General features: G+C 62.0%; 15 protein-coding genes. All 15 read right to left on the minus strand.

The annotated features are described in order from the left end of the window. Positions 1-2: 2 nt before the first annotated feature. The 15 genes from ATY75_RS12215 to ATY75_RS12285 all read right to left on the minus strand — a co-directional run bounded on the left by ATY75_RS12215 (position 3) and on the right by ATY75_RS12285 (position 16,975). Positions 3-1,028 carry an ABC transporter ATP-binding protein gene (locus ATY75_RS12215; RefSeq protein ID WP_088937732.1) on the minus strand — a complete coding sequence of 342 codons (1,026 nt, stop codon included), beginning with the start codon at positions 1,026-1,028 and terminating at the stop codon, positions 3-5. Then, the gene (locus tag ATY75_RS12220) at positions 1,021-1,800 is read right to left on the minus strand and encodes an ABC transporter permease (protein ID WP_088937733.1); all 780 of its coding nucleotides are present in this window, start codon (positions 1,798-1,800) and stop codon (positions 1,021-1,023) included. Before ATY75_RS12220 ends, ATY75_RS12215 begins: the two co-directional genes overlap by 8 nt. Beyond that, positions 1,797-2,624, minus strand: a complete 828-nt coding sequence (locus ATY75_RS12225) for an ABC transporter permease (protein WP_088937765.1) — start codon at positions 2,622-2,624, stop codon at positions 1,797-1,799. Before ATY75_RS12225 ends, ATY75_RS12220 begins: the two co-directional genes overlap by 4 nt. Positions 2,625-2,691: 67 nt before the next feature. Then, positions 2,692-3,714 carry an ABC transporter substrate-binding protein gene (locus ATY75_RS12230; RefSeq protein ID WP_088937734.1) on the minus strand — a complete coding sequence of 341 codons (1,023 nt, stop codon included), beginning with the start codon at positions 3,712-3,714 and terminating at the stop codon, positions 2,692-2,694. Position 3,715: 1 nt separating this feature from the next. Next, complete coding sequence (locus ATY75_RS12235; RefSeq protein WP_088937735.1) at positions 3,716-4,759, minus strand: LacI family DNA-binding transcriptional regulator; 1,044 nt, start codon at positions 4,757-4,759, stop codon at positions 3,716-3,718. A gap of 172 nt (positions 4,760-4,931) precedes the next feature. Further along, the gene (locus tag ATY75_RS12240; RefSeq protein WP_088937736.1) at positions 4,932-6,374 is read right to left on the minus strand and encodes an efflux transporter outer membrane subunit; all 1,443 of its coding nucleotides are present in this window, start codon (positions 6,372-6,374) and stop codon (positions 4,932-4,934) included. Positions 6,375-6,523: 149 nt separating this feature from the next. Continuing rightward, positions 6,524-9,634, minus strand: coding sequence for an efflux RND transporter permease subunit (locus ATY75_RS12245; protein WP_088937737.1), 3,111 nt, complete (start codon positions 9,632-9,634; stop codon positions 6,524-6,526). 48 nt (positions 9,635-9,682) lie between these two features. Then, complete coding sequence (locus ATY75_RS12250) at positions 9,683-10,894, minus strand: efflux RND transporter periplasmic adaptor subunit (protein ID WP_088937738.1); 1,212 nt, start codon at positions 10,892-10,894, stop codon at positions 9,683-9,685. 156 nt (positions 10,895-11,050) lie between these two features. After that, positions 11,051-11,653 (minus strand): TetR family transcriptional regulator, encoded by a 603-nt coding sequence (locus ATY75_RS12255; RefSeq protein WP_088937739.1) that lies wholly within the window; start codon positions 11,651-11,653, stop codon positions 11,051-11,053. A gap of 104 nt (positions 11,654-11,757) precedes the next feature. Beyond that, entirely contained in the window at positions 11,758-12,702 is a 945-nt protein-coding gene (locus ATY75_RS12260; protein WP_088937740.1) for a phosphoribosylaminoimidazolesuccinocarboxamide synthase, read from the minus strand. Between the two features lie 81 nt (positions 12,703-12,783). Further along, positions 12,784-14,526, minus strand: a complete 1,743-nt coding sequence (locus ATY75_RS12265; protein WP_088937741.1) for an SLC13 family permease — start codon at positions 14,524-14,526, stop codon at positions 12,784-12,786. Positions 14,527-14,628: 102 nt separating this feature from the next. Beyond that, positions 14,629-15,312 carry a phosphoribosyltransferase gene (locus ATY75_RS12270; protein WP_088937766.1) on the minus strand — a complete coding sequence of 228 codons (684 nt, stop codon included), beginning with the start codon at positions 15,310-15,312 and terminating at the stop codon, positions 14,629-14,631. Between the two features lie 14 nt (positions 15,313-15,326). Continuing rightward, positions 15,327-16,133, minus strand: a complete 807-nt coding sequence (locus ATY75_RS12275; protein ID WP_088937742.1) for a pseudouridine synthase — start codon at positions 16,131-16,133, stop codon at positions 15,327-15,329. 155 nt (positions 16,134-16,288) lie between these two features. Then, positions 16,289-16,495: a hypothetical protein gene (locus tag ATY75_RS12280; RefSeq protein WP_003590425.1), complete on the minus strand. Its 207-nt coding sequence runs from the start codon at positions 16,493-16,495 to the stop codon at positions 16,289-16,291. A gap of 141 nt (positions 16,496-16,636) precedes the next feature. Further along, positions 16,637-16,975, minus strand: coding sequence for a hypothetical protein (locus tag ATY75_RS12285; protein ID WP_088937743.1), 339 nt, complete (start codon positions 16,973-16,975; stop codon positions 16,637-16,639). Positions 16,976-17,419: the final 444 nt, after the last annotated feature.

Genomic DNA, 17,419 nt, shown 5'->3' on the forward strand with positions numbered 1-17,419 from the left:
TTTTACCCGAACCGTTTGAGGGTGGCCGCGCCGGCAACCGGCAGATCGAAGGTGAGCGCGCTGCCGATTTCGTGCGTCGGCAGGCTTGCGTCGATCTCGGCCTTGATGGGCCCAAGCGGCGTATCAAGGAGATATTCGCGGGTGTTGCCGGCGAAAGACGTGCCGCGCACGGTGCCCAGGAATGGACCGGAGCCAAGGTTTACCATGCGCGGACGCCAGGCAAGGCCCGCCGCGGCGTCCGGGACCCCAGCGGAAAGCGCGACCGGGCCGTTCGGCGTTGCAAGCTTATCGTCTTTCAGCGCAAAGACATTCTCGAAGCCGACGAAATCGGCGACGAAGGCGGAGGCGGGCTTGTTGTAGATCTCCTCGGGCGTACCGATCTGCTCGATGCCGCCGTTCAGCATGACGACGATGCGATCGGCGAGCGCCAAAGCCTCGACCTGATCGTGAGTAACGAAGATCATGGTGACGCCGGTCTCTTTCTGCACCCGCTGCAATTCGGCGCGCATTTCGAGGCGAAGCCGGGCATCGAGATTGGAGAGCGGCTCGTCGAGCAGCAGCACTTTCGGCTCCATCACCATCGAACGGGCGAGCGCCACGCGCTGCTGCTGGCCGCCAGAGAGTTCGGCCGGCTTGCGGCCGGCGAAGGCCGATAGGCCGACTGATTTGAGGCCGGCGCCGACGCGGGCGTCGAGATCTGCGCCCGAGATGCCTTTGAGGCGCAGACCGAAGGCGACGTTCTCATAGACCGTCAGATGCGGGAAGAGGGCGTAGGACTGGAAGACGAGGCCGACGGCGCGCTTGTTGGCGGAGACGCGGGTGATATCGGCGCCATCGAGGCTGATGCGGCCGGAGGCGGGCGTCAGGAGGCCGGCGATGGCGCGCATCGTCGTCGTCTTGCCGCAGCCGGAGGGGCCGAGCAGCGCCACCAGTTCGCCTTTGCCGATCGTAAGGTCGAGATTTCCGACCGCGACCGTATCGGCATAGGCAAGCGTCAGCTTGTCGAGTTGAAGATAGGCATCAGACATAACGCGAGAATCCCAGGAAACGTTCGGCGAGGAAGACGATGCCGATCGAGAGAAAGGCGAGAAGGGCGGAGAGCGCCGCAATGGACGGGTCGTAGGTGGTTTCCATGTAGCCCAGCATGTCGATCGGCAGCGTCCGCACACCGGGACCGGAAAGGAAGAGGGAGACGGGCACCTGGTTGAAGCTGGTGACGAAGCCGAGGATGAAGGCTGCCAGAATGCCGCCGCGGATATTCGGCATGACCACGCGGAAGAAGGCGCCGAGCCTGGAGGAGCCGAGCAGCACGGCGGCCTCCTCGATATCCGAGCGCAGATTGTCGAGGCTCGCCGAGACGACGCGCACGGCATAGGGCAGCACCAGGGCGGTATGGGCAAAGAAGAGCGCGAGCGTGATGTTGAAGCCGAAGGGCACGACGAGATAACGCAGCAGCGCCAAGCCGACGATGATGCCGGGCACGATGATCGGTAGCGAGACGATGGTGCGGACGGTCTCGGCCGCCGGCAGCCGGTAGCGCGACAGCGCGTAGGCGGCCGGAATGCCGAGGATGAGGGCTGTGAGCGTTCCGAAGACGGCAAGGAACATCGACATGGCGAAGCTGTCGCGGAAACTTTCGACGGTGAAGACCTTCATCACCCAGCGCAGCGATAGTCCCTGCGGCGGGAAGGCCAGCGTATCGCCTGCCGACAGCGAAGCGGCGATGATGATCAGGAAGGGACCGATCAGAAAGACCAGCAGCAGGAAAAGTACGATAGGCGAAAACAGGCGCAGGGTCATCGGCGGCTCCTTGCCGTCGCAAGCCGTTTCAGCAGGATATTGGCGGCAAAGCTCATGATGATCAGAATGAAGGCGATGACGCTTGCCGAGACGAAATCATTGGCGACCGAAACCTGCTGATACAGCAGCGTTTCCAACATCAGCACCTTGGAGCCGCCGAGCACGGCAGGGGTGATATAGGCGGTCAGCGATCCGGTGAAGACAAGCGTGCCGCCGATGACGAGGCCCTCCCTGGTCAGGGGAAGGATGACCTTCCAGAAGACCTGGAACCAGTTGGCGCCGAGCACGCGGGCAGCCGGAATCGCATCCTTCGGCATGTTCTCGAGCGCACTGATCAAGGAAAGGATCATCAGCGGCAGAAAAAGCTGCAGGAGGCCGATGAAGACGGCGGTCTCGGTGAATAGCAGCCGCAGCGGCTCGGCGCTCAGGCCGAGGCCCGTTATCGCCTGGTTGACGATGCCGGTGCGACCGAGAATGACGATCCAGGCATAGGTGCGCGCCACCGGCGAGATCATCAGCGGCAGGGTGACGAGGCCGATCATGCGGCCCTTACCATTAGGCGGCAGGTTGACGATGGCGAAGGCTGCGACATAACCGATGACCGCCGAGACGGCGGTGACTTCGAGGCCGAGCCGGAAGCTGCGCAGGAAAACGGTGCGGTTGAGCGTCTCGGAAAAGAAACCGGCATAGGCCGACAGTGACCAGCCGCCGCCGGCACGGAAACCCTCCGACAGCAGGATCGCGACGGGCAGCAGGAAGACCACGGTCGCGAAGACGGCTGCCGGCAGGGCCAGCGCCATGGCTTCTGCGCGGTTCTGGAACATGAGGCGCCTTTCGAGCGGACAGAGGATGGTCCCGGCAGAGGTGTCGGGACCGGTTCTCATGCAGGCCTTACTGGCCGACCTTTTCGTTCCAGGTCTTCAGCCAGCCGGCGCGGTTGTCGAGGGCGACGGCCGAAGGGATCAGCTTGAGGCTCCCGGCGGTTTTATCGCCATAGGTAAGATTGTTGGCAGCGGCTTCGGACAGCTTGACCTCGCTGTTTGCGGGACTGTCGACCAGCTTTTCGGCGAGTTTGGTCTGGATGTCGGTCGAAAGCCAGAAGTCCATGAACTGCAAGGCGAGATCCTGGTTCTTCGAACCCTTGGTCAGCACCAGGACGTTCATGCCGCCGGTCTGTCCCTCTTTCGGCGTCGCCCAGGCGACCGGGACATCGAGCTTGGTGAAGCCTGCCCAGGAGAAGCGGCCGATCGGCGCTGCCCAGATCTCCTCCTGCTGCATCAGCTGCACGAGCTGCGAGGATTTCTCGTAGAAGGTGACGATGTCGTCCTTCTTCTCGCCCAGCGCCTCGATCGGTGCCTTCAGATCCGGCGTGTCCTTGCCGAGCGCCAGGCCGAGCATATAGAGGGCCGGCGGCCCCTGATTGGTGGTCACGTTCGGAAAGGCGACGTGGCCGACATATTCCGGCTTCAGGAGATCGGCCCAGGAGTCGATCTTCATCTTGTCGGAGCGATAGGCGATCGAGGTGGCGTAGAAGGTATAACCGACGCTCATGCCGTCGCCGTTCGGATCCTTGGCAACGTCGTAGAGCTTGGCGAAATTGGAAAGTTTCGCGGTATCGACCTTGTCGATCAGGCCGGCACGGGAGGCTGCCAGCGCATCGGCCATGGAAACTGCGGCGAGATCGACGACGGGATTGGCCTTATTGGCCTCCATCTTGGCCAATCGTTCGACGCTGTTGCCGGTCTCGACCACCAGCTTGCAGCCGCATTTGGCTTCGAAGGGATCGTAGACCAGCGTCTTGAAATCATCCTGCGCAAAGGCATAGACGGAAATGGTCAGCGTGCGATCCGCTGCGGCTGCTCCGAGCGGAGACAGCGCGGCGAGTGCCGCCGAGGCAATGAGAGCTTTTTTCATCTTACATGTTCTCCATCTCTGAGGTTCTTGGTGCCGGGTTCACAGGCCCGGATGACTGGCGGATGATCAACTGCATGGCGACGCGCTCGATCTCAGCGGTAACGAGCACGCCCTGCCGGATGCTGTTTGCGCTTATGGCATCCGCGAGCGCCGACACGGCAATCCCGGCAATCGCGTCCATGTCCATGCGAACCGTCGTCAGCGACGGCGTGACGACGGGCGACCAGATGAGATCGTCGAAACCGGTGACGCTGACATCGGCTGGAATGTTGACGCCGGCCTGCTGTAGCTCCGTCAGCGCGCGCAGTGCCTGCAGATCGGAGAGTGCCGCGAAAGCAGTAAATCCCTGCTTCACTCTTTCGGCGAGCCCGAGCGGGCAGCCGCTGCCCCCATCCCGTTCCAGCCTGTCGATCCACAGGGTTTCAGCATGCATGTCGGGGTGCAGACCGGCGCGGATGCCACCGGCGCGGTCGTTCTGGACACTGGACTCCTGATTGTTGCCGATGATGAGGATGCGGCGATGGCCAAGGCCGGCAAGATGGCCGGCGATTTCACCGCCGCCCTGCCAATGGTCGGCGGAAACGGTGTTGCCCGGCGTCGAAGGGGTGTCGATGACGGCGATCGGACAGGCGGCGGACGAAATGCGCGTGGCGCGGCGAGGAATGATGACCATGCCATCGACACCGCGTTCGACCAGCCGATTGATCGCCTCGGTCTGGGCGGCGACATCGCCGCGGGAATCGGCGATCAGCACGCCGTAACCGGCGGCGGAGGCAGCGAATTCGATCGCCTGGGCGATCTTGGGAAAGAGCGGGTTGGCGATATCGGGCAGCACCAGTCCGAGAACGCCGCTGCGGCCGGTCCGCAGCGCCCGTCCGGCCTGGCTCGGGACGTAGCCGAGTTCGGCTGCATGCTCGCGGATTCTTTCGACCATCTGGCCGGAGACGCGGCCCTTGCCTGATAATGCATTGGAGACCGTGGCGACCGAGACGCCGAGCGAGGTCGCTATCCTGCTGAGGTTCGGTCCCGAACGCGATGAAGCCATGATCGACGGCGCTCTGATTAATCGTTTAACCAGTTTTACATCAGCTCTTTTCGCTTGTCGATTCCCGATTCATCTTATCGCGTATTCTCCGCGATACAAATTCGGCCGACATGAAAAAGCCCCGCGAGACGATCGCGGGGCTGTGTATGTCCAGACGGCGCAAGACGGCCGATCAGGTCTTGGCCGGCTTAACCACGACAGTGGTGTTGGCCACGGTGGCCTTGCCGCCGGGGGCATAGCCGCCGCCGACCGCGATGTTGAGGGAGACATAGTCCTTGGCCATCTGCTGAACTGCTTGGGCAAGGCTTGCCTGGGCGAGCGAAACCTGGCGCTGCGCGTCGAGAACGTCGAGCAGCGAAGAGGCGCCGTCCTTGTAAGATGCCGTCGACAGTTCGAGGGTTTCCTGCGTGGTCTTCACCTGGGCCTGAAGCGCCGAGACCGTGCGGGCGTCACGCCGGACCGCGGCGAGCGCGTTCTCAACCTGCTCGACGGAGGTCAGCACCGTCGATTTCCAGTTGAGGTAGGCGGTCGCGGCGTCGGACTGCGCAGACTTGACGTTGGCGCGCAGGCGGCCGCCATCGAAGATCGGCAGGTTGAGGGTCGGACCGAAGGACCAAGGCGTCAGGCCGCCATGGATGCCGCGCTGGTTGATGTAGGACGGCGAGATCGAACCGCTGAGCGAGATGCTCGGATAAAGCTGCGCCTGGGCAACACCGATATTGGCCGTTGCCGCGGCGAGATCGCGCTCCGCGACGCGAACGTCGGGACGGTTGCGGATCAGGTCTGCCGGGATGCCGGAATTGATGCCGCCTCGGAACACGGGCTGTCCACGGCCCTTCAGCAGTTCGTCGACGAGGGCCGAAGCCGGCAGGCCGAGCAAGGTGGCAATGTGATGGGCTGATATGCGGATGTTGGTTTCGAGGCCGGGAATTTCGGCGAGCGTCGATTGTACCAAGCCTTCGGCCTGGACGACGTCAAGGCGCGAGGCGGCGCCGGCTTCAAGCTGGAATTTGGTGAGCTCGTAGGTTTCCTGACGCGACTTCAGGTTGGCCCTCGAAAGCGCCAGGCGCTGCTGATAGTAGCGAACGTCGATATAGCTCGAGACGAGATCCTGCACCAGGGTCAGCTTGGCGACATCAGCCGATGCGTAGGCGGAATCGAGCGAAGCAAGGGCGCTCTCGGTGCTGCGCTTGTAGAGGCCGAAGAGATCGAGCAGCCAGCTCAGCTGGACGTCGCCGGCACTGGTATTGCGCGTGTCGAACTGCGTGCGCAGCTCGCCCCTCTGGCCGCTGACCGTGTGCGAGCCGCCGACCGTCAGATTCGGCAGGCCGCCGGCACCGGCGGTGGTGACGTTGGCGGAGGCCGCATTGATGCGTTCGATCGCCTGCTGGACAGTCAGGTTCTGATCGAGGCCGGCCTGGACATAGCCATTCAGTTTGGGATCGTTGAAGGCGGTCCACCAGGCTGCGGTAGCAACATCGCCTACACTCTTCGTGCCACCCTCTCCGAATTTGGCGGGCAGCGGCATCTCAGGAGGAACATGATCCGGACCAACAACGCAGCCCGACAACAATAACAATAATGCCGGTGTGGCGGCAAAACGAAGAGATACCATTCATTTCATCCTGTACTCGAGCAAGTCAATTCTTGTCCGAAGCTTCATGCTTCACTATCGGCCGCCGCGCCTCGTTTACCAAAAACACCATTCCGAAGCAGTCGGGCGCAATGTAGCAACGCCAACAGCATTATCACAGTGCATTTATATCACAGTCCTGCCGCATTTTTGCCGCCTGTGGCAAAGATGCGTCGGATGACGACGAAAAACGACGGCACGAAGAAAATTCCGAGCATCGTCGCCGCCAGCATGCCGCCGAGAACGCCGATACCGATGGCGTTCTGTGCCGCCGAACCCGCGCCTGTCGCGATCGCCAGCGGCACGACGCCGAGAATGAAGGCAAGCGAGGTCATGATGATCGGCCGCAGGCGCAATCTCGCCGCTTCCAATGTCGCCGCGTAGAGCCCCATGCCGCTTTCCATGCGGTCCTTGGCGAATTCGACGATCAGGATCGCGTTCTTCGCTGCTAGCCCGATGGTCGTCAGCAGGCCGACCTTGAAATAGACGTCGTTCGCCTGACCGAAGAGCGTTGCCGCCGTCAGCGCTCCGAGAATGCCGACGGGTACCGCCATGATCACCGAGAAGGGGATCGACCAGCTTTCGTAAAGCGCTGCCAGGCAGAGGAAGACGACGAGAACCGAGATCGCGTAGAGCATCGGCGCCTGCGAACCGGAAAGCCGCTCCTGATAGGAGATGCCCTGCCAGGCGACCGTATAGCCGCCGCCGAGCTGTTCGGTCAGCGCTTCCATCTCGTTCATTGCATCGCCGGAGGAAACTCCGGGCGCGGAAGCTCCGTCGAGCGGAATGGCGCTGACGGCGTTGAAGCGGGCAAGCGAGGGCGCTCCCTTGACCCATTCCGTTTTGGTAAAGGCGGAGAAGGGCACCATTTCGCCGTCATTGTTGCGGGCGTACCAATGGTTGAGATCATCGGGCTGCATGCGGAAGGGGGCGTCGCCCTCGACGTAGACCGGTTTGATCTCGCCGTTCAGGGTGAAGTCGTTGACGTCGCGACCGGTGAAGATGATCGACAGCATCGAATTGACCGAGGCGATGTCGACGCCCATGGCGCCGATCTTCTCCTGATCGAGCACGACGCGCATCTGCGGCTCGACCTCCTTGTTGCTGCTGCGCAGCGCCACGATCTTGCCCGAGGTGTTGCCCATCTGGATCAGCCGTTTGGAGGCGGCCGTCAGGGCGTCATTGCCGTGGCCGCCGGTATCGACGAGATACATGGAGAAGCCGCTCGACACACCAAGACCCTGGATCGCCGGCGGCAGGAGCGCAAAGACTTGCGCCTCGCGGATCGCAAAGAAATTGCCGAGCGCACGGTTGACGACCGACTGGGCGCTCAGCTTGGGATCGGTGCGTTTGGCGAAATCCTTGAGCTTGGTGAAGACGATGGCGCTGTTTTGGCCGGAACCGTTGAAGCCGAAGCCGAGGGCGCCGAAGACGGATTCGACCGCATCCTTCTCGTTTTCACGATAATATTTCTCGACCTTCTCGACGACCGCCTGGGTCTGCTGGGTTGTCGAGCCCGGCGGTGTGGTGACGATGGTCAACAGCACACCCTGGTCTTCCTGCGGCAGGAATGAACTCGGCAGTCGGGTGAAGAGATAGGCGCAGCCGGCGCCGACGAGCAGGAAGACCAACATGACCTGGATCGGCCTCTTCAGCAGATAGCCGATGGTTCTGACATAGCCGTTGGTCGAGCGGGTGAAGTTGCGGTTGAACCAGTCGCCGACGCGGTGCTTCCGGTGTTCTCCGACCGGCTTCAGCATCGTGGCGCAAAGGGCCGGCGTCAGCACGAGGGCGACGAGCGCCGACAGCAGCATGGCCGAAACGATGGTGATCGAAAACTGGCGATAGATGATGCCTGTGGAGCCGCCGAAGAACGCCATCGGAATGAAGACGGCGGTCAGCACGAGCGCGATGCCGACAATGGCACCGGTGATCTCGCCCATCGATTTTTCCGTCGCCTCGAGCGGCGAAAGCTTCTCTTCGGACATGATGCGTTCGACGTTTTCGACGACGACGATGGCGTCGTCGACGAGAAGGCCGATCGCCAGCACCATGGCGAACATCGTCAAGGTATTGATCGAGTAGCCGGTGACCGCCAGCACGCCGAAGGTGCCAAGCAGCACCACGGGAACGGCAATCGTCGGGATCAGCGTCGCCCGCAGGTTCTGCAGGAAGATGAGGAGGACGACGAAAACGAGCACGATCGCCTCGATCAGCGTGTGCACGACCTTCTCGATCGACAGCTCGACGAAGGGTGTCGTGTCGTAGGGATAGGTGATTTCCACACCTGCGGGCAGGCCGCGGCCGATGACATCGAGCGCCGAGCGCACACGGGCGGCGGTGTCGATGGCGTTGGCGCCGATCGCCAGGTTGACGGCAAAACCGGTCGAGGGCTGGCCGTTGTAACGCGAATTGCCGCCATAGCTTTCCTGGCCGATCTCGATGCGCGAGACGTCGCTCAAACGAACGGTCGCGCCATCCTTTTCGACCTTCAGGATGATGTGCTCGAAATCGGCGACGGTGGTCAGCTGGCTTTGCGCTGTGATGGTGACGTTGATCTGCTGGCCGGGGACCGCCGGCTGGGCGCCCAGCGAACCGACTGAGACCTGGGTGTTCTGCGCCTGGATGGCCGCGGTGACGTCGCTCGGCGTCAACTGATATTTCAGCAGCTTGAAGGGATCGAGCCAGACGCGCATGGCATATCCGGAACCGAAGACGTTGATGCTGCCGACGCCTGCGAGACGCTGGATCTGATCTTCGATCGAGGTCGACAGGATGTTGCCGAGGTCGACCGAGTTGCGCTTGCCGTCGGTCGAGACAAGCGAGCCGACGAGAAGGATGCTCGAAGTCGAGCGGGTGACGCTGATACCGGCATCGATGACGTCGCCCGGAAGCTGCGACTGAACCAGCTGCAGTTTGTTCTGCACCTGCACCTGAGCGATATCGGGGTCGGCGCTCGTCCCGAAGGTCAGCTGGATGCTCGCCGACCCCGTCGACGAGGTCGAGGTCATGTAGGTCAGATCGTCGAGGCCGGTCATGCCGTCCTCGATGATCGTCGTCACCGATTTCTCGACGGTCTCGGCACTGGCGCCCCGATAGGTGGCGTTGATGCGGACCGTTGTCGGGGCGATGTCGGGATATTGCGAGATCGACAGGGTGAAGATCGCCAGCAGGCCGGCGAGCATGATGGTGATCGCAATGACCCAGGCGAAAATCGGACGTCGGATGAAAAACTTGGCCATCGGTTGTTCCTGTGCGGCTGAGACGGTGACGATGCGAGCTCGAAGCGACTATTTCGCTGCGGGCTTTCCAGCGTCACCGGCCGCAGGCTGCTCGGCAGCCACGACCACGCCGTTGTCGGTGATCTTCATCGGAACCGGCTTCACCGGCATGCCTGACGTGATCGATTGCAGGCCGCTGACGATCAGCTGGTCGCCGTCCTTGATGCCTTCGGTCACCAGCCAGAAATTATTGGAGGGCGAGCTGTTTTCGAAAGCGCGGGTTTCGACCTTGCCGTCAGCGGAAACGAATTGCGCCGTCAGCCGGCCGTTGGCGTCACGACTCGTCGCCAGCTGCGGCAGCGCATAACCGTCCTCGGCGCCGAGCTCGACGGTTGCCCGGACATACATGCCGGGCAGCACGATACGGTCGGGATTGGGAAAAAGCACGCGGATGATGAAGGTGCCCGTGGTCTCACTGACCACCTGCTTCGACATGTCGAGCTTGCCCTGCTGATTGTATTCCTTGCCGTCTTCGAGGATCAGGTGGAAGACGACATTGGCTGCACCCTTGATATCGCCGGCCGCCATCGCATCGCGTAGCTTCAAGAGGTTGGTGCTCGATTCGGTCAGTGAGATATAGATCGGATCGAGCTGGCGGATCGTCGTCAGCGCCGTCGTCTGGTTGGCCGAGACGACGTTGCCGACATTATAGGCCGTCTGGTCGATAATGCCGTCGAAAGGCGCGATGATCCTGGTGTGGTCGAGGTCGATCTGCGCGGCCGATAGTGCGGCCTTCGCCGACTCGACTTCGGCCTTGGCCTGCAGCAACGTCGTCTTGGCCGTTTCGAATTCGATCTGGGTGGCGCCGCTGCCGACGAGGCGCTGGTAGCGGTCGAGATTGCTTTCCGCGCTCGGCACACTCGCCTCGGCTTTGGAGATTGCCGCCTTGGCCTGCTCGACGGCGGCGATATAGGGCGCATCCTCGATCTGGTAGAGAAGGTCGCCCTTCTTGATCTCGCCGCCTTCCTTAAAAGCGATCTCGCGGATGAGGCCGCTCACCTGCGGCCGGATATCGGCTGTCTGGAAGGTCTCGGCGCGGCCGGGAAGGATCGTGGTGATCGGGAAACTGCCCTTTTTCAGCGTAATCACGCCGACGGGCGATGCCGGCTGGGCCGTGCCAGCGCCGGCATTGCCGGCGGGCTTGCCGGTATTGTCGCTGCAGGCTGCGAGCAGGGCGCCGAACGCCAGCGCCGAGGAGATGAGGAGGGCACGCCGTATCATTCTGAATTCCCTGTACGGTGGCAGTGGCCGTCCGATCCACGGGCTCGGCTCAGCCGAGCGCAGGCTTATGTAAGCGTCAGGATTGCTTCGGCTGCAAATGCCATCATCCGAATTTAAGAAAAGCTTTACGAAGTGACGTAAGTCAGCAATCGTCACTTAGCAAGCATTATTTTGCAGTGCGGCATCGACAAAATCCACGATGCACTCGGCGCGGTGCACCAGTGTTTCCTTATCGTCGCGGACGATAAGGATGGGGTGCAGCACGCAGGCCAACACATCTGCGACGGTGCGTGCCGCGCTTTTCGGATCGCGGCAATGGTAGCGGTTCTCCGCCATGCCCTCGCGGATGATCCCACTGAGCTTCTCTTCGATGCGGGCGCGATAGCGGTTGCCGGCCTCGAGTTTGGCTTCGACCGTCGAAAGCACCATTTCGAAGATGTAGGGGTTTTTTTGGATGTCCTGCAGATGGCCTTCCAGCAGGCGCAGGACGAAGCGGAGCAATTGCTCTTTCGGCGGCAGGTCTTCGTCGAAGGCCGCGAAACGCTCGGTGGCATTGTCGAGATGGCGCCCGGCGATCGCATCGACCAGCGCCACCTTGGAGCGGAAATGCTTGAAGACATTGGCCGGCGACATGTGGAGCGCGCCGGCGATGTCGGCGATCGACACCGCGACATAGCCGCGCTCGCGAAACAGCATCTCCGCCATGGAGAGGATATCCTCCCGCGTTTCCTCGGCCTTGCGTCTCGGCCTTCTTGCCATCCGTCCCCCGTCGGGCCGAGCCCGATCCTTTTGGCCGATGTTAGCGCGATTGCACGAAATGCCGCAAGCCGATGAGTGGCCGGCGGCTTTCGCGTGCCGCCATCTCAGGGGAAGTGCGAGGCGAGGTTCTGCCGGATGCGGGCAAGCGGCGTCTCGCCGCTATCGTCGGGAACAAAGCGCTCGCCGGTGATCGCCTCATAGGCCTTGATATAGACGGCCGAGGTTTGTTCGATCAGTTCGGTGGGAATCTCGGGGATCTCATCCTTATACGGGTCGCAACGCTCGGCCACCCAAGCGCGGACGAAATCCTTGTCGAAACTTTCCGGGCGTTGTCCGGCGGCAAAACTTGCCGGATAGCTTTCGGCAAGCCAGTAGCGGCTGCTGTCGGGCGTGTGGATCTCATCGGCGAGGATGATGTTGCCGTCGCTGTCGGTGCCGAATTCATATTTCGTGTCGACGAGAATGAGGCCGCGTTTGGCCGCCATCTCCTGGCCGCGGGCGAAGAGCGCGAGCGCGTATCGCGAAAGGGTCTCCCACTGCTGGCTGGTCAGCAGGCCGCGCGTGACGATTTCGGCAGGCGTCAGCGGCTCGTCATGGCCACCGTCGAATTCCTTGCTGGTCGGGGTGATGACGGGTTCGGGCAGGACCTGGTTGTCGCGCATGCCGTCAGGCAGGCGCATGCCGTACATCTCGCGCTCACCCTTCTTATAGAGCGTCAGGATCGACGTGCCGGTGGTGCCGGCGAGATAACCGCGCACAACGATTTCGACCGGCAGAATGTCGAGCCGTTTGCCGATGACGACATTGGCATCGGGATAATCGATGACGTGGTTCGGGCAGATATCCTTCGTCGCCTCGAACCAGTAGCGCGCCGTCTGTGTCAGCACCTGGCCCTTATAAGGAATGCAGGTGAGGATGCGGTCGAAAGCGCTCAGCCGGTCGGTGCTGATGATGATGCGGCGTCCGTCCGGAAGATCGTAATTCTCGCGCACCTTGCCGCGATAATAGTTCGGCAGTTCCGGGAAATGGGCTTCGGAGAGGATTCGCACGGCGCTCGACTGTCCTTGTGATTGGGTGAAGGCTTCCTGTCGTTTCATCGCCGGGAAGTCAAGGTGGCCCCAACTATCGCATCACAGCCAGAACAGAGCCAGAAAAAACAAAGCGAGGCCGTAGCTTGTGACGGCAAGCGGCCAGCCGGCGCGCAGGAAGTCGCGGAAGCGGTAGCCGCCAATGCCCATCGCCAGCGTGTTGTTGTGATGGCCGAAGGGCGTCAGGAAATCCAGCGAGGCGCCGGCGGCGACGGCGATCAGGTAGGCGTCCGGGACGTGGCTGCCGGCTTTCGCGAATTCCAATGCGATCGGGGCCAGAACGATTGCGACCGTCGCATTGTTGACGAAAGGGGTCAGCGCCATGGCGAGGAAGAGGATGAGAGCGATGCCGAAGAGCGGATGGGTGATCGGCACGACGAGGCTTAGCCAGCCGGCGATGGTTTCGGCCGCACCGGTGCTTGCCACTGCCTGACCGATGGGGATCATCGCCGCCAGCACGATAATGATTGGCCAGTTGAGATCGGCCATCGCCTGGCGGATGTTCAGATGGTTGAGCAAAGCGAGCACGAGGACGACGCCGGCAAAGGCGACGTCGGGACGCAGGCCGGCGGCAGATGCGGCGATGCCGCAGGCAAACAGCGCGAAAGGCCGCCAGGAGAGCGAGGCCGGCTCGCTCGAAACAGCCGAAGCGAGTGGCAGGCACTCGCTTTCTTCAAGCCCTTCGGCGATTGCCATGCGCGGCCCTTCGAGCGTCAATATATCGCCGATCGACAGCTGCAGGTCGAGGAAACGGCCCTCGATGCGCGGCGCCCGCATGGAAAGAGCGGTGACCGCGACGCCGCGGCTGTGAAAGATTTCGAGCGAGCGGATGCGCGAGCCCACCAGCGTGCTTTCTGGCATGACGACGGCTTCGACACGGGTAAAATCCGGCTGAAGACCATGCGGATGGCTATCGGCGATCAGCGCCTGGGCGGCGGCAAGGCCGGCAAAGACGGTATCGCCGCCTTCGGCAAGCAGCACGTCGCCGGCTTCGATCACCAACTGGTCGAGCGGACCGAAGACGAAATTTTCGCCGCGGATCAGCGCATGCGGCTTGACGCCGAAATGCGTGGGACAATCGGAAAGCTGCACGCCGATCAGCGGCGACCCGTCAGGGATGCGACGCTCGACGACGATGCGGCGCGTGGCCGGTGAGATTGTCGTCGGCGTTTCGTCTGGCTCCGGAAACAGCCGCTGCACCTGAAAGGCGATGAGCAGAATGCCGGCGATGGCGACGGGCAGGCCGACATAGGCGAAATCGAAGAAGCGAAAGCCTGATCCGGTCGCCTTGGCGAGCGCATCGCTGACGAGCAGGTTGGCCGGCGTGCCGATCAGCGAGACGAGGCCGCCGAGCAGGGCTGCAAACGAGACCGGTAGGACGAGCTGGCGGCGGGGAATCGTCAGCGCCGTGCCCAGCCGAAGCGCCACCGGCAGGGTGATCGCAAAGGCACCGATATTGTTCATGAAGATGGAGATGAAGCCGGCCAGCGAAGAGGTGCCCGATATAACCTGGAAGCGCGAGGGTCCTGCGGCCGCGAAACGGGCGGCGAGATTGTCGAAGAGCCTGGCGCGCGCCAGCACCTGGACGATCAGCAGGATCTCGACGACGGTGACGACGACGGGACTGGCAAAGCCCGTGAAGATCTGGTCGGGGGGGTAAAGCCCGAGCGCATAGCCGGTGAGCAGGCCGGCGATCGAAATTACCTCGATGCGAATGCGATCGAGTGAGAAGAGAACGAGCATCGCCAGCAGAAGGATCAGCAGGGATGCTTGCTCGAACGTCATGCGTGGGTCCGGTGTTTCATCGACGAGGCGGACTGTAATCGTTCCTCATGCGCTGTACAGAGGTTCCTTCAGGCAAAGATTGAACAATTCTCAAATCTCGCGTCAAGCCGATGGTACCCACCGGCCGGCTTCGTTTCGCTCCAGAATGGGGGTGGCGAAAACGCCGACGGTGCGCGCGACCCATTGTGGTCCCGCGGCTGCCAGGCTTTCGCGCCAGCGCTCCGATTGCAGCATCGCCGCACCGATGGCCGCGGGTTCGATGTCGCAGCCCATCAGCAGCTGAAGGCCGGCTGTAATCGAGGCGCCGCTGGATATGACGTCGTCGATCAGAGCGACGCGCCGTCCGGTCAGCAGCGGGAGCATGCGCGGATCGATATAGAGGCGCTTCTGCTGTGTCGGCGTGGTGATTGAGGACAGGGCGACGGAGAGCTCGTCGCGGTACCAGAATTTGCGCGAGGTGCCGAGCGGAACGTACCTGTTATGACCGAGCTTCTGGGCCACGGCGGCGGCAAGCGTCAGGCCGAGGGTCGGCAGGCCGGCGACGACATCGATCGACATCGGCCTGATCTTTTCGGCGAGGCTTTCGGCGAGCGCATCGAGCACGGCGAAGCTCGCCTGGTTGACGATCAGCGAGGCGAGCGCATGTTCGCCATCCGCCAGCACGCGGATCGGCAGGCGAAGCTGGCGGCCGTCCTCCAGCGCGGCAACATAGAAGGAGGTGAACTCACCGGCGGCGGCGAAGGTGCCGGGCGGATGAAACTCCTGCCAGAAATCATGCGGCTCGATGCCGGCCCCACCGGTCAACTGCGTCTTGTCCTTTCGACGCCGGTTTTCCGGCGTAGCGCCTGTAACTCCGCCTCGGTCAGCGCACGCACGGCGCCTTTCGGCAGCTCGCCGAGTTCGAGCCCGCCGATTGCGACGCGCACCAGGCGCAGGCATTCGGTTCCGAGCGCCTCCAGCATGCGGCGGATCTGGCGGTTGCGGCCCTCCTCGAGCTCGACCTCGATCCATGAGTTCCGGTCGCCCTGGCGCAAGCGCCGCGCGGCGGTCGCCGTCAGCAATTCGCCATCGTGACGGATGCCCGCTGTCATGGCGGCGATGCCCTCGTCATCCATGATGCCGTCGATCTGGACATGATAGGTCTTCGTCACATGCGTGATCGGATCGAGCAGGATCTGTGCGAATTCGGTGTCGTTGGTGAAAAGCAGCAGGCCTTCGCTCGCCTTGTCGAGCCGGCCGACCGGGGAGAGGTACGGGATGTCGAAATCCCTGAGACAATCATAGACCGTCGGCCTGCCTTCGGGATCGTCGCGGGTGGTGACCAGCCCGCGCGGCTTGTTGAGCATCAGATAGAGTTTCGCTTCGGCGGCGATGACGAGACCGTCGACACTGATCTTGGCCGTAGCAAGGTCGACCCAGGCGGAGGTATCGCTGATGGTCCGACCGTCGACGGCAACGCGACTTTCGGCGATCAGCCGCTCGGCCTGCGTTCGGGAGCAATAACCAAGCTTGGAAAGAGCACGGGGGAGGGTGACCCGCTTGGCCGCGGCGTCGGCGGCGGGCTTTGTCCGCTCGCGCGGCTTATATGATGCACGCCGTTCCCTCATCTGCGTTCCTTATGCTGTCTTGACGCCTTCTCTTGGCATGAACGACGCAAGGATGCCAGCAAGGCAAAGAAAAACCGGGGGGAGAAGAGACGCCGTAAAAGAACGTCAGCGCTTTGGAGCAAAGCGCCGTTCCGGCATGATGAGTTCGCGCTGGTTCAGCGGCAGGCCATGAAGCCGGCAAGTTCCTTGCGGCTGACAACGATTCCGGCGGCGGCCTTGACCGGGTCCGGATGCGTATACGACAGACTTGGCATTTCGGGCAGGTCGAGTGCCTGGCGCATATTCATGATGCCGACGGCGTAACGGCCGTTGACGCCATCGACGCTGACTTCAATGATGCAATTGGCCCTCTTGTTTTCCATGTTGTCCTCCCTTTCGTTTTTTATGGTCCTTTGCTTGCATTAAAAATTGGTTTTTCTAAGACATAAGCATTTACGCACCCTGCCGAAAAACGGATCGGCGGGTGCGTAAAAATATGATTTTTCAGCGGATACGGCCGGGCTCTAGCGCCACCAATGGCGAGGCTGCGGCTGGGAGCTGCCGGAAAGCAGATAGCCGGCGAGGAACCCAATGGCGCCTGCGAGCATCAGCGCAGTTGTTGCTGCGGTGGGATGCTCGCGGGCAGCGCCGGCGGCAGCGGCACCTTCGGCCTTGATCTGGGCGACAGCATTCTTGGCGCGGGGCAGGGCTTCATCATAAGCCTTGCCGGCGCGGCCGCGCACTTCGTAATAGGCTTCGGCGCCCTGAGCGGAAATCATCTTCTGCAGGCGCGAAACCTCCTGCTGGAGTGCGGCGATGTCCTTGCTGACAGATGCTCTGATATCATCGGTGTTGGCAGCCATATCGGTCTCCTTCCTTTAATGGTAAAGTCAACACTCCAGACGGCGATAGGTTCCGAAATGTCCGCCGCTGATTTGTGACGGAAATTTAAAGCCTGCCGCCGGACGCACGTTAATCCTCGGTTAACCATAAATTCCCTCAAGCAGCTGTTTTTTGTGATTTTTCGCCGGTTGAGAGCGGGTTTCCGGTGATTTTTTGACCGGGCGGTAAAGGAATTTTTCGAAATATGCCCCGAAAATTCCGGCTGTGGATAAAGACTGACGAAAAAATGCATGCCGAATCAATCTGTTACAAAAATGTCAAAAAACTTTTGGTATGGCTGTTGACTTGGAAAAGGGGTTAGTTCTATAAGCCCACTCACTGAACGAGGGCGGCGGCGCTGCTGGCGACGAAGTCTTTCGTTCTAAAGAAACTCAAGCGGATTGGCGAATTGCTGGTTTGTGTTC

The sequence above is a fragment of the Rhizobium sp. N122 genome (assembly GCF_002211295.1).
GTDB lineage: Bacteria > Pseudomonadota > Alphaproteobacteria > Rhizobiales > Rhizobiaceae > Rhizobium.

Coding starts and splice junctions, on each gene's coding strand:
- ATY75_RS12215 (WP_088937732.1), bottom strand. CDS start 1,028: ATGTCTGATGCCTATCTTCAACTCGACAAGCTGACGCTTGCCTATGCC.
- ATY75_RS12220 (WP_088937733.1), bottom strand. CDS start 1,800: ATGACCCTGCGCCTGTTTTCGCCTATCGTACTTTTCCTGCTGCTGGTC.
- ATY75_RS12225 (WP_088937765.1), bottom strand. CDS start 2,624: ATGTTCCAGAACCGCGCAGAAGCCATGGCGCTGGCCCTGCCGGCAGCC.
- ATY75_RS12230 (WP_088937734.1), bottom strand. CDS start 3,714: ATGAAAAAAGCTCTCATTGCCTCGGCGGCACTCGCCGCGCTGTCTCCG.
- ATY75_RS12235 (WP_088937735.1), bottom strand. CDS start 4,759: ATGGCTTCATCGCGTTCGGGACCGAACCTCAGCAGGATAGCGACCTCG.
- ATY75_RS12240 (WP_088937736.1), bottom strand. CDS start 6,374: ATGGTATCTCTTCGTTTTGCCGCCACACCGGCATTATTGTTATTGTTG.
- ATY75_RS12245 (WP_088937737.1), bottom strand. CDS start 9,634: ATGGCCAAGTTTTTCATCCGACGTCCGATTTTCGCCTGGGTCATTGCG.
- ATY75_RS12250 (WP_088937738.1), bottom strand. CDS start 10,894: ATGATACGGCGTGCCCTCCTCATCTCCTCGGCGCTGGCGTTCGGCGCC.
- ATY75_RS12255 (WP_088937739.1), bottom strand. CDS start 11,653: ATGGCAAGAAGGCCGAGACGCAAGGCCGAGGAAACGCGGGAGGATATC.
- ATY75_RS12265 (WP_088937741.1), bottom strand. CDS start 14,526: ATGACGTTCGAGCAAGCATCCCTGCTGATCCTTCTGCTGGCGATGCTC.
- ATY75_RS12275 (WP_088937742.1), bottom strand. CDS start 16,133: ATGAGGGAACGGCGTGCATCATATAAGCCGCGCGAGCGGACAAAGCCC.
- ATY75_RS12280 (WP_003590425.1), bottom strand. CDS start 16,495: ATGGAAAACAAGAGGGCCAATTGCATCATTGAAGTCAGCGTCGATGGC.
- ATY75_RS12285 (WP_088937743.1), bottom strand. CDS start 16,975: ATGGCTGCCAACACCGATGATATCAGAGCATCTGTCAGCAAGGACATC.